General features: G+C 72.6%; 9 protein-coding genes. All 9 read left to right on the forward strand.

Going from position 1 to position 12,693, the window contains the following annotated elements; translation table 11 throughout:
- Nucleotides 1–11: 11 nt before the first annotated feature.
- Entirely contained in the window at nucleotides 12–4,232 is a 4,221-nt protein-coding gene (locus ACWD3H_RS46735) for an SDR family NAD(P)-dependent oxidoreductase (RefSeq protein ID WP_451959666.1), read from the forward strand.
- Nucleotides 4,229–5,005, forward strand: coding sequence for an SDR family NAD(P)-dependent oxidoreductase (locus ACWD3H_RS46740; RefSeq protein WP_451959667.1), 777 nt, complete (start codon nucleotides 4,229–4,231; stop codon nucleotides 5,003–5,005). The genes ACWD3H_RS46735 and ACWD3H_RS46740 overlap by 4 nt, the downstream gene beginning before the upstream one ends.
- Before the next feature lie 10 nt (nucleotides 5,006–5,015).
- On the forward strand, nucleotides 5,016–5,423 hold the full coding sequence (locus ACWD3H_RS46745) for an ester cyclase (RefSeq protein WP_350926061.1): 408 nt from the start codon (nucleotides 5,016–5,018) through the stop codon (nucleotides 5,421–5,423).
- Nucleotides 5,424–5,437: 14 nt separating this feature from the next.
- Nucleotides 5,438–5,848 (forward strand): nuclear transport factor 2 family protein, encoded by a 411-nt coding sequence (locus ACWD3H_RS46750; RefSeq protein WP_355565776.1) that lies wholly within the window; start codon nucleotides 5,438–5,440, stop codon nucleotides 5,846–5,848.
- Nucleotides 5,849–5,995: 147 nt separating this feature from the next.
- Complete coding sequence (locus tag ACWD3H_RS46755; RefSeq protein WP_451959668.1) at nucleotides 5,996–7,627, forward strand: ABC transporter substrate-binding protein; 1,632 nt, start codon at nucleotides 5,996–5,998, stop codon at nucleotides 7,625–7,627.
- Entirely contained in the window at nucleotides 7,624–8,544 is a 921-nt protein-coding gene (locus tag ACWD3H_RS46760) for an ABC transporter permease (RefSeq protein WP_350966128.1), read from the forward strand. Before ACWD3H_RS46755 ends, ACWD3H_RS46760 begins: the two co-directional genes overlap by 4 nt.
- 4 nt (nucleotides 8,545–8,548) lie before the next feature.
- A complete protein-coding gene (locus tag ACWD3H_RS46765) occupies nucleotides 8,549–9,397 on the forward strand; it encodes an ABC transporter permease (protein WP_451959669.1) in 849 nt (282 codons plus the stop codon).
- On the forward strand, nucleotides 9,394–11,190 hold the full coding sequence (locus ACWD3H_RS46770; protein ID WP_451959670.1) for a dipeptide ABC transporter ATP-binding protein: 1,797 nt from the start codon (nucleotides 9,394–9,396) through the stop codon (nucleotides 11,188–11,190). Before ACWD3H_RS46765 ends, ACWD3H_RS46770 begins: the two co-directional genes overlap by 4 nt.
- The gene (locus ACWD3H_RS46775; protein WP_451959671.1) at nucleotides 11,187–12,599 is read left to right on the forward strand and encodes an acyl-CoA carboxylase subunit beta; all 1,413 of its coding nucleotides are present in this window, start codon (nucleotides 11,187–11,189) and stop codon (nucleotides 12,597–12,599) included. Before ACWD3H_RS46770 ends, ACWD3H_RS46775 begins: the two co-directional genes overlap by 4 nt.
- The last annotated feature ends 94 nt before the right edge of the window (nucleotides 12,600–12,693 follow it).

Raw genomic sequence — 12,693 nt, forward strand, 5'->3', positions numbered from 1 at the left:
CGGTTGGGGAGTTGTCGGCGGCTCATGTGGCGGGGGTGTGGTCGCTGGCGGATGCGGCCAGGGTGGTGGCGGCGCGGGGCCGGTTGATGCAGGCGCTGCCGGCCGGTGGGGCGATGGCCGCGATCGAGGCGACCGAGCGGGAGGTGCTCGACGCTCTGGCAGGGCTGGCCAGGGCGAAGACCCCGGATATCCCGGATGTTCCGGGGGCGGCCGGTACGACGAAGGCCGCGATCGGAGTGCCGGACACTTTGGCGGAGCCGGCGGGTACGCGTGGGGTGGGGATCGCGGCCGTGAACGGTCCTTCGTCGGTGGTGGTCTCCGGGGATGAGGACCTGGTGTCGGCCGTGACAGCCGGGTTCAGCGCCGAGGGACGGCGGACCCGCCGCCTGACGGTCGGTCATGCGTTTCACTCGGTGCGGATGGACCCGATGCTGGCCGACTTCCGGCGGGTGCTGGAGGCGGTGAGGTTCGCCGAGCCGCGGATCGCGGTGGTGTCGACGCTGACCGGGCGGGCGGCGGCCGGTGGTGAGCTGGGTGATCCGGCCTACTGGGTGCGGCAGGTGAGGCAGCCGGTCCGGTTCGCCGACGCGGTGGGTGTGCTGGACGCGGTGGGGGTGACGACGTTCCTGGAGCTGGGTCCTGATGGGGTGTTGTCGGCGATGGCGCGGCAGGTGTTGTCGCCGGAGCGGGTGGTGGTTCCGGTGTTGCGGCGGGAGCGCTCGGAGGAGGTCTCGGTGGTGACCGCGCTGGGTCACGCGTTCGTGCATGGCAGTCCGATCGATTGGGAGGTGGTCTTTCCCGGTGCGGGCAAGGTGGACCTGCCCACCTACGCCTTCCAGCACCGGCGCTACTGGCTCGAATCCGCGCCGCAGGGAGTGGCAGACGCCTCGGGTCTGGGGCTGGCCCCGGCGAACCATCCGCTGCTGGGCGCCGCCGTGGCGTTCGCCGACGTCGACGCGACCCTGCTCTCCGGGCGGCTCTCGCTGCGGACCCATCCCTGGCTGGCCGACCACGCGGTCATGGGCACCGTCATCGTGCCGGGCACCGCCCTGGTGGAGCTCGCCGTCAGGGCCGGTGACGAGGTCGGTCTCGACACCCTGGACGAGCTGGTGATCGAGGCCCCCCTCGTGCTCCCCGAACGCGGGGCGGTGCACGTCCAGGTCGCCGTCGGCGGGCTCGACCACGCGAGCCGTCGCTCCGTCGCGGTGTACTCGCGCCCCGCCGAGGCCCAAGAAGGAGCGGAGTGGACGCGGCACGCCGCGGGATTCCTCGCGACGGCACCGAGGGAGGAGCCGGTATCGCTGGAGGTGTGGCCGCCGGAGGGCGCGACACCCGTCGAGATCGACGACGTCTACCCGGTACTCGCCGAGGCCGGTCTGTCGTACGGGCCCGCCTTCCAGGGACTGAGAGCGGCCTGGCGCGCGGCGGACGCGTTCTTCGCCGAGGTCGAACTTCCCGAGCCGCGGCGGGCGGAGGCGGGGCTCTTTGGAATCCACCCCGCCCTGCTCGACGCGGCGCTGCACATCGCGGCCCACCACGGGCTGCGCGACAGCCCACCCGGCCAGAACCGCCTGCCCTTCGCCTACAGCGGCGTACGGCTGCACGCCTCGGGGGCGGCGGCTCTGCGCGTCCGGCTGACGCTGCACGGCGAGGACGAGCTGTCCCTGCACGCCGCCGACGCCTCGGGCACCCCGGTGGCGACCGTCGACTCCCTTCGGGCCCGGCTGATCTCGGCCGGACAGCTCCGGGCGGCCCGGCCCGCCGAACGCGACGCGCTGTTCCAGCTGACCTGGGCGGAGGTGGCCGTCGCGACCCCGCGGACCGGTCCGGAACCCGACGTCGTCCTCGTGCCGGGGACCGAGTTCGAGCCGGCCGATCTGCCGGCCGCCGTGCACGATCAGGTGAACCGGGTACTCGGGCTCCTGCGCGAGTGGCTCTCTCCCGGACAGCCGGAGTCGTCACGGCTTGTCGTCGTGACCAGGAACGCGGTGGCCACCGCGGAGGAGGAGAGTCCCGACGTCGTGACGGCACCGGTCTGGGGGCTGGTCAGGTCCGCGCAGGCCGAGCATCCCGGCCGGATCGTCGTCGTCGATGTCGCGGACGCGTCAGCCGACGCCGTCAGGGAGGCGGTCGCCGCCGCCCTCGGTTCCGGTGAGCCACAGGTGGCCGTCAGGAACGGCAGGGTGCTCGCCCCCCGGCTCGCCCGGATGGCGGCACCGGACACCGAGGGGCGGCGGTGGAACCCCGAGGGGACCGTGCTGATCACCGGGGGCACGGGCGCCCTGGCGGGCGAGCTCGCCCGGCACCTGGTGGCCGTGCGCGGAGTCCGCCATCTGGTGCTCGTGGGCAGGCGGGGAGAGCAGGGCCCCGGGGTCGCCGAACTCAGCGAGGAACTGGCCGGGCTCGGCGCGCGGGTCGCCGTCGTGGCGGCCGACGCCGCCGACCGGGACTCCCTCTCCGCGGTGCTGGCCGGCATCCCGGCGGCTCATCCGCTGACGGCGGTCGTGCACACCTCCGGCATCGTCGACGACGGCGTGATCACCTCGCTCACGCCGGACCGCGTCGACGACGTGCTGCGTCCCAAGGTCGACGCCGCCTGGAACCTGCACGAGCTGACCCGCGACCACGACCTGGCCGCCTTCGTCCTCTACTCCTCCGTCGCCGCGCTCCTCGGCGGGCCGGGACAGGGCGGCTACGCGGCGGCCAACACCTTCCTGGACGCACTGGCCGTACATCGCAGGGCTCTCGGACTGCCCGCGCTCTCGCTGGCATGGGGTATGTGGGCGCGGCCGAGCGGCGTCACCGCGCACCTGACCGACGCCGACCGTGCCCGCGCCGCGCGCGCCGGGATCCGGGCCCTTGCCGACGAGGAGGGGCTGGCGCTGTTCGACGCCGCGCTCCGGCTCGACCACGCGTTCCTCGTCCCCGCCCCGCTCGACCTCACCGCGCTGCGGGCGGGCGGAGCGGAACCGCCCCCGCTGCTGCGCGATCTGGTCAGGCCGCTACGGCGAGCGGCCAGGACCTCCACGGCGACCGGCCCCGCGCTGGCCCACCGTCTGGCCAGGCTGCCCGAGGAACAGCACGCTCAAGCCGTGCTCGACGTGGTCACGGCGGAGGTGGCGGCGGTCCTGGGCACGTCGGCCGGGGCCGTCGTGCCGGATCGCCCGTTCAACGACCTCGGGCTGGACTCGCTCACCGCCGTCGAGCTGCGCAACCGGCTGGACGCGCTGACCGGCCTGCGGCTGCCCGCGACGGTCACCTTCGACCACCCCACGCCCGAGGCCCTCGTCGGCTACCTGCTACCGGAGCTCGCGAGCGTTCCCACGCCCGACGTGCCCGCGGCGGAGACCTCGGCGGCAGGGCAGGGGCCGCTCTCCGATCTCTACCGCCAGTTGTGCGGCCGGGGCGAGTTCGCCGCCGCCGCCGAGCTGATCGGCGTGGTCTCCCACCTGCGGTCGAGCTTCGGCGCGGCGGAGGCCGCCCGGCACGCCATCTCGCCGATCCGGCTGGCCTCCGGCGACGCGCCGGTCACGCTGGTCTGCTTCCCGGCGGTCAGCGCCATCTCCGGCCCGCACGAGTACGCCCGCTTCGGCCACGCCATGCGCGGCGAGCGGGACGTCCACGTGGTGCCGTCGCCCGGATACGCGCCGGACGACCTCCTGCCCGACAGCGAGGAGACGTTCGTCCAGATGCACGCCGACACGGTGGAGCGGCTGGTCGGCGACGGCCCGTTCGTGATCCTCGGCCGGTCCATGGGCGGCTGTATCGCGCATTCGGTGGCGGCCGAGCTGGAGAACCGCGGCATCCCGGCGGCCGGGCTCGTCCTGATCGACTCCTACCCGATCGAGAGCCCGACGCTGGAGGGCATGCGGGACTGGTGGCTGGCCGCGATGCTCACCGGGATGGTGGAGCGCATCGAGCGCTACCGGATGGTCTGGAGCGACGCGAGCCTCACCACCATGGGCGCGTACGGCCGGATCCTGGCCGACTGGCAGCCCAAGCCGATCGGCGCCAGGACCCTCGTCGTCCGAGCGGAGGAGCCGCTGCGCGGCACCGTCGTCGACCCCACCGGACGGCTCGACTGGCGGGCCTTCTGGCCGTTGCCGCACGAGACCGTCGATGTGCCCGGCGACCATTTCACAGTGCTCGAAGAGCACTCCGAGACGACGGTGGCGGCGGTCCGCTCGTGGATCGACGCGCTCGTCCCGTCCACACAGGAGAGGAACGCATGAGTGTTCAGGTAGCGGTCGTCACCGGTGCCGCGTCCGGCATCGGAAGGGCGACCGCGGAGCTGTTCGCCGACAGGGGCGTCCGGGTCGTCGCGGTCGACGTGGCGGGGGAGGGGCTGGAGAAGCTCTCCGCCCTCCACGGCGTCGTCCCGCTCGTCGGGGACGTGTCCACCGAGGAGACCAACGCCGCCATGGTCGACCTCGCCGTCCGCGAGTTCGGGCGGTTGGACGCGGTGGTGCTCAACGCCGGGATCAGCGGCGCCGGGCCCCTGGAGTCGCCCGGGGCCATCGAACGGTTCGACCGGATCCTCGCCGTCAACGTGCGCGGCACGGCGCTGGGCATCCGGGCCTCGCTGCCGGCCCTGCGAACGGCGGGTGGGGGCTCGATCGTGGTGACCTCGTCGGTCTCGGGCCTGGGCGGTGATCCGCTCACCTGGGCGTACAACGCCTCCAAGGCGGCGGTGATCAACCTGGTGCGCGGCGCGGCGATCGACTACGCGGTGGAGAACATCAGGGTCAACGCCATCGCCCCCGGCGGGACGGTGACCGCGCTGACCGCGGGCGTACTGTCTCACCCCACGCTCGGACCGGCGGTGACCGAGCGCATCCCGCAGCGGCGCTGGGCGGAGCCACGCGAGCAGGCCGAGGTCGTCTGGTTCCTGACCTCGCCCGCCGCGTCGTACGTCACCGGCGTCACCATCCCCGTCGACGGCGGCCTCAGCGCCAACAACGGCATCCTGCTCCCGCCCGCCTTCCCGGGCGACACGCCCAGATAGGAGTCTCACGATGAGCACGGAAACGAACAAGGACGTGGCGCGGCGCCTCTACGAGGAGTTGATCACTCTGCGGCGCCCGGAGCTGCTTGAGGAGATCATCGCCGAGGACGCCGTCGACGAGACGATCCCGCCGGGAGCCGGACCCGGAGGCAGGGAGGACTTCCGCGACCACATCCGGGGGGTCTGGCAGACCGTCGAGAACGTCAAGGCCACCGTCACGGACCTGATCGCGGAAGGCGACCGGGTGGTGGTCTTCTGGCGGATCGAGGGCGTCCACCGCGCTCCCCTGTTCGGCGTCCCCGCGAGCGGACGGCATTTCATTGGAAACAGCGTCAGCCGGATAACGTTCAAGGACGGGAAGATCGTGCGGTACAACGTTCTTCCGGACCGCCTCGGCATCATCCAGCAGATCTCCTGAACGGGCGCCGATAAATGGATGAATTATCACTGGAGGACGTTTCCGGCATTCGCGGGACGCTCGCGTTGTTCTCCCACCTCTTCGATAACGGAGAGGTCGCCGACCTCGGCCGGGTGTTCACCGAGGACGCGGTGATCAAGCTGACCAGGGGAGCCGGGCGCTCCGTGCGCGGGTTGCCCGCCATCGGCGAGTTCGCGCTGAGCCTGAGGCCGCACGGGCCTGACCACCAGACCCTTGACACGCACGTCTTCGTGGACGGCGACGGTGTCGTCAGGGCGCGGAGCCGATACCTCGCGGTGCTTCCCGACGGGAGCGTGCACAACGGCGACTACCTCGACGTTCTGCGGCGCACCCCCCAGGGGTGGCGCATCGGGCTGCGGGTCTCCGTTCCCCGATATCCACTGGCCAATGGAATTTCCGGCTAGGGGTTACTAGGGGTGTTTCCGGCGCGAACCCCGGTTTAATCTTTCGGCAAAAGTCAATTCCGACTCCTTCTATTACCAACCCGCCGGAGCGGTGAAATGCACGTGCTCAAAAAATTCGGGCTGTCGTCGCGAACCAGAATCGGGGTGATGGCCGGCGCCATGCTCCTGCTGGCCGCCTGCGGCTCGCCCGCCACCCCCTCCGGCGGCACGAGCGGTTCGGTGTCGGCCGCTCCCGTCAGGGGCGGGTCGCTGACCTTCGCGGCCGACACCGAACCGGTCTCCTTCGACATTCACGTCAGCTCGCAGGACATCACCGGGGCGATCCTCCGCAACGTCTTCGACTCACTGATCGCCGAGGACTCCTCGGGCAGGTTCCACCCGTGGCTCGCCGAGTCCTGGGAGGTGGCTCCCGATCTCAAGAGCTACACCTTCCGCCTCCGCAAGGACGTCAAGTTCCACGACGGCACGCCCTTCGACGCGGAAGCGGTGAAGGTCAACTTCGATCGCATCGCCGACCCCGCGACCAAGTCACAGCTCGCCTCCAACCTCCTCGGTCCCTACACCGGGACCACGATCGTCGACCCGCACACGGTGAAGGTCGAGTTCTCCGCGCCCTTCGCACCGTTCCTGCAGGCCGCGAGCACGGCCTACCTCGGCTTCTACTCGCCGAAGACGATCGCGGCCAACGCGGCCACGCTCGGCTCCGGCGGGGCCGTCGGCGTCGGCACCGGACCGTTCGTGTTCACCGGCTACACCAAGGGCCAGGAGGCGGTCCTGACCAGGAACGCCGACTACGCCTGGGCCCCCGGCACCGGTGGCCACACAGGTCCCGCCTACCTCGACAAGCTGACCGTCCGGTTCCTGCCGGAGGCCTCGGTCCGGGTCGGCTCGCTGAACAGCCGCCAGATCGACGTCGCCGCGGCGATCCCGCCGGCCAACGCGAAGACCGTCGAGGCCAACGCCGACCTCTCGCTGCTCAAGGCCGACTATCCCGGTGGGAACTACAGCATCTACTTGAACGCTTCCAAGCCTCCCCTCAACGATGAGAAGGTCCGCAAGGCGCTCCAACGGGGGGTCGACGTCGACACCAACGTCAAGGCGCTCTACTTCGGTCGGTTCGCCAGAGCGTGGAGCCCGCTGGCGCCGACCACCCCCGGCTACAACGCGGCGCTGGAGAACAGCTGGCCGTACGACCAGGCCCTGGCCGGCAAGCTGCTGGACGAGGCCGGCTGGACCGGCAGGGACGCCGACGGCTACCGGACGAAGGACGGCAAGCGCCTGGTCGTCGACTGGCCGCTGCTGCCCGCCCAGTACGTGCGCGACCAGCGCGACATCCTCGGGCAGGCGTTCCAGGCCGACCTCAAGAAGATCGGCGTCGAGGTCACCCGGCCCCAGGCCGACATCGGCACCTACCTTGAGCGGGTCTACGGCGGCAAGGCCGACCTGGCCGACTACAGCTGGTCGCGCTTCGAACCGGACGTGCTGTGGCTCCTGTTCAACGGCGCCAGCCGGCCCCAGAAGGGCGGGCAGAACGCCACGTTCCTCAACGACCCCGACCTGACCACGTGGACCGACCAGGGCCGGGCCACCCTTGACGAGACCGTCAGGAAGGACGTGTACGGCAAGACCCAGCAGCGTGCCGTCGACCTCGCGCTGGTGATCCCCGTCTACACCCAGTCGCAGGTGCTCGGCCTCGGCAAGCAGGTACGTGGGCTCACGCTCGATTCCAACGCCTGGCCGCTGTTCTACGACGTGTGGCTCGCCAAGACGGCGCAGTGAGGACTCTGGCCAAGCGGCTGGGGGCAGGGCTCGCGGTGCTGTACGGCGCCGCGACCCTCGCCTTCGTCGCCCTCCAGCTCATCCCGGGAGACCCCGTCGCGACCCTGTTGGGGCCGGCCACCACGGCATCGGCCGAGGTCAGGCAGCACATCAGGGCCGAGTTCGGGTTCGACCGGCCGGTGCTCATCCAGTACCTGGGCTACCTGGGCAAGGTCGTCACCGGCGACCTGGGCTCCTCGTACCAGCTCCAGCGGCCGGTATGGCAGCTGATCGGCGACCAGCTCGGCGCCACCGTGCAGCTCGCCGCGGCCGCGATCGCCCTCGCCGTCCTGATCGCGCTGGTGTCGGCGGTGGCGACGGCCGGACGGCGCCGCGGCGTGCGGGCCGCGGCGACGGCCTGGGAACTGGTGGCCGTCTCGCTGCCCTCGTACTGGCTGGGCATCCTGCTGCTGACCGCGTTCTCCTTCCAGCTCCGGCTCTTCCCCGTCATCGGCGCGCAGGACCTGGCGGCGCTGGTGCTGCCCGCGCTCACCCTGGCCCTGCCGATCGCCGGTGTCCTCGCGCAGGTGCTGCGCGAGGGGCTTGAGACCGCGCTGGCGCAGCCGTTCGCGATCACCGCTCGGGCGCGGGGCCTGGGCCAGACCGCCGTCCGGCTACGTCATGCGCTCCGGCACGCGGCGGTGCCGCTCGCCACCCTCACGGGATGGCTCGTCGGGACGTTGCTCGGCGGCGCCGTCCTGGTGGAGACGGTCTTCGGCCGCTCGGGCATCGGCGCGCTCACGCTGCAGGCGGTGGGAAACAAGGACATGCCGGTGGTGATGGGCGTGGTGTTGCTGTCGGCCTTCGTGTTCGTCCTCATCTCCACGGTCGTCGACCTGCTGTACGCGCTCATCGATCCGCGGCTACGGGCCGGGTGATCGCGTGGCGCCGCTCTCCGTCCGTATCCCCGCCCGCTGGGGGCTCGCCGTCCGGCGCGGGCCGTCGGTGCTCGCCTGGGCCGTGCTCGTCCCGATCGCGCTGGCCGCCCTCGCGCCGGAACTGCTGGCCGCGTCCTCGCCGATCACCATCGATCCCGTCCATGCCCTGCTACCACCCGGCGCCGAGCACTGGTTCGGCACCGACCAGCTCGGCCGCGACCTGTTCACCCGGGTCGTCCACGGCGCCCGGCCGTCCCTGCTCCTGGGGCTGGGCTCGACCTGTCTCGCCGTCATCGGGGGAGCGGTGCTCGGCCTCGCCGCCGCGCTGGGCGGGCGCCTGGCCGACCAGGCGGTCATGCGGGTGGCCGACATCCTGCTCTCACTGCCCCAGCTCCTGGTCGCCCTGCTGGTGATCACCGTCCTGGGCGGCGGGACCGCCAACGTGGTGCTGGCCATCGCCATCGCCTTCGCCCCCGGGTACGCGCGGGTCGTCCGCGCCGAGGCCCTGGTGGTGCGCAGGTCGGGGTACGTCGAGGCGGCCCGCGGGCTCGGGCTGCGGCGCTCGACGCTGATCGTGCGGCACATCCTGCCCAACGCCCTCGGCCCGCTGCTGGTGCTGGCAGGCGTCGGCTTCGGCACGGCGCTCATCGCCGGATCCGGGCTGAGCTTCCTCGGCTTCGGCACGAGGCCGCCCGCACCGGAATGGGGAGCCATGCTGTCGGAGGGCCGTGACTTCCTGCAGACGGCCTGGTGGATCGGGCTGTTCCCCGGGGCGGCCATCACGGCCACGGTGATCGCCGTGAACGTGATCGGCCGCTCCGCCCAGAGCCGCTTCACCAGGAGGACGCGGTGATCGTGGTCGAAGGACTCGACGTCGTCTTCCATCTCGACGGCGAGCGGATCCACGCGGTGCGGGACGTGTCGTTCGCGGTCGCGCCCGGCGAGTGCCTGGCCATCGTCGGGGAGTCGGGCTCCGGCAAGAGCGTCACCGCGCGCACCCTCGTCGGCCTGGCCGGCGAGCGGGCCTCGGTCAGTGCCCGCCGGCTCACCTTCGAGGGCGACGACCTGACGGCCCTGACCGAGTCGGGCTGGCGCACGGTCCGGGGCCGCCGGATCGGCCTGGTGCTCCAGGACGCGCTGGTGTCGCTGGACCCGCTCAGGACCGTCGGAGCCGAGGTCGCCGAGACGCTGCGCACCCACCGGGTCGTGGACCGGGCGGGCATCGGCGAGCGGGTGCTGTCGCTGCTGGCCGACGTCGGCATCCCCGACCCGGCCCGGCGGGCGCGCCAGCACCCGCACGAGCTCTCCGGCGGTCTGCGGCAGCGGGCGCTCATCGCGTCCGTGATCGCCGCGGGACCGCGCCTGCTCGTGGCCGACGAGCCCACCACCGCGCTGGACGTCACCGTGCAGGCGCAGATCTTCGCGCTGCTGCGCGGGCTGACGGAGAGCGGCGCGGCCCTCCTGCTGATCAGCCACGACCTGGCCGTGGTGTCCAGGCTCGCCGACCGCATCGCCGTCATGTACGGCGGGCTGATCGTCGAGGAGGGCCCGGCCGCCCGGCTGCTCGCCGATCCCCGGCATCCGTACACCCAGGCGCTCATCGCCGCCGTGCCCGCCGCCCACGCCAAGGGCACGGCGCTGTCCGTCGCGGCGGCCGGGCGGCCCGCGCCGGGACCGGGCGGGTGCCCGTACGCCGCCCGCTGCGCGCACGCCGACCAGCAGTGCCGAGACAAGCTCCCGGATCCCGCCGAGGTCGAGGCGGGGCATCGGGTCCTGTGCCGGCATCCCGCCTCGCGCGTCCTCGCGCCGGTACCACGGCCCGCCCGGCCCGCCGCGGCGCGGCCGGAACCTCGCGAGCGGGGGGCCGTGGTGCTGGCGGCCGAGGGCCTCTCCAAGCGGTTCCGCACCCCCGACGGGGGCTGGCAGGACGCGGTCAGGGATGTGTCGTTCCAGCTCAGAGCGGGAGAAACGCTGGGTCTGGTCGGCGAGTCCGGATCGGGCAAGACGACCGCCGCCCGCATCGCGCTCGGCCTGCTGGAACCCGACGAGGGTGTCGTACGGCTCGGTGGCGAGCCGTGGAGCGGCGTGCCCGAGCGCGACCGCAGAACGAGGCGGCGCCGGATCCAGGCCATCTACCAGGATCCGCTCGGCTCGTTCGACCCCCGCTACCCGGTCGGGCGGATCGTCGGCGAGGCGGTGGCCCTGACCGGTGCCCGGCGCAGGGAACGCCGCGACCGGGTCGTCGAGCTGCTCGACCAGGTCGGGCTGCCGGCGGCCACGGCGGGACGCCACCCGCTCGAACTGTCCGGCGGCCAGCGGCAGCGGGTCGCCATCGCCCGGGCGCTGGCCCCGTCACCGGAGGTGATCGTCTGCGATGAGCCGGTGTCGGCGCTCGACGTCTCGATCCAGGCGCAGATCCTCGACCTGCTCGCCACACTGCAACGCGACCTGGCGGTGGCGATGCTGTTCATCTCGCACGACCTCGGCGTCATCCACCACGTCAGCGATCGGATCGCGGTGATGAAGGACGGGCGGATCGTCGAGACGGGAGACGTCGCGGACGTGTTCGCCCGCCCCTCCGAGCCGTACACCACGGAACTGCTCGCCGCTGTCCCCACCCTCGCACCGGAACGGAGCCGACGATGACGATCACCACCGAGGTGGCGCCGGACCACCGGTCCCCATTGGTACGGCTGGCCCGGCTGCTGGACGAGGGGTCGACGGTCCCGGCGCATGAACCCGACGGCAGCGGCGTCACCGCGGTGCGCGGCCGGGTCGGCGGGTCTCCGGTGCTGGCGTACTGCACCGACGCCACCACGATGGGCGGCGCGCTGGGCATGGACGGCGCGCTGCGGATCGCCTCGGCGACCGACGAGGCCGTCGTCCGCCGGTGGCCGGTGGTCGGGCTCTGGCACTCCGGCGGCGCTCGCCTGGCCGACGGTGTGGAGTCCATGGACGGAGTGGGGCGCATGTTCCAGGCCATGATCCGCGCCTCGGGACGGGTTCCGCAGATCTCGGTGGTGCTGGGCCCGGCGGCGGGCGCGGCGGCCTACGGGCCGGCCCTCACCGACATCGTGATCATGTCGGAGGAGGGACGGGTGTTCGTCACCGGGCCCGACGTCGTCCACACCGTCACCGGCGAGCGGATCGACATGGCCGGGCTCGGCGGCCCGGAGGTGCACTCCCGCAAGTCGGGTGTCGTCCACGTGGTGACCGAGTCGGAGTCCGCGGCCTACCTGCGGGCCCGCCGCATCACCGGCCTGCTGGCGCGTCCCGGCGAGTTCGACCCGTGCCAGGCCGCCGGGGCCGACCCCGGCCTGGCCGGGCTGCTCCCCGACCAGCCGCGCCGCGCGTACGACGTGCGGCCACTGCTCCGGCGGATCCTCGACGGAGGCGGTGACGCGCTGGAGGAGCTCCAGCCGAAATGGGCGCCCAACATGGTGATCGGCCTCGGCAGGCTTGGTGGACGCGCCGTCGGCGTCGTCGCCAACAACCCGCTGCGCAAGGGCGGCTGCCTGGACTCCCTCAGTGCGGAGAAGGCCGCCCGGTTCGTTCGTACCTGCGATGCCTTCGGGCTGCCTCTCCTCGTGATCGTCGATGTTCCCGGCTACCTTCCCGGGGTGGGACAGGAGTGGGAGGGAGTCGTACGGCGAGGTGCCAAGCTGCTGCACGCCTTCGGCGAGGCCGTGGTGCCCCGGGTCACCCTGGTCACCCGCAAGTCCTACGGGGGCGCCTACATCGCGATGAACTCCCGCTCCCTGGGGGCCGACGCCGTCTTCGCCTGGCCGGACGCGGAGGTCGCCGTGATGGCGGCCGAACCCGCGGTCAACGTGCTGCACCGCAAGAGGCTCGCCGCGGCCCCGGAGACCGAGCGGGAGACGCTGCGCGGCGCGCTCGTCGAGGAGCACCGCCGGGTGGCCGGCGGCGTCGATCGCGCGCTCTCCCTCGGCGTGATCGACGAGGTCATCGACCCCGCCGACACCCGGCGGCGGCTGGTGGCGGCCTTCGCCGCCATCCCCGAGTCCCGCGGCCGGCATGGGAACATCCCGCTCTGACGGGCCGCCCCCTTTGACCGGTCGGCGGCCGGTGTCCTTCCGGCCGAAGCCGGACACCGGCCGCCCACCCCGGGAACCCCCCGGGGCCCCCCGC

The organism is Streptosporangium sp. NPDC002607 (assembly GCF_053592655.1).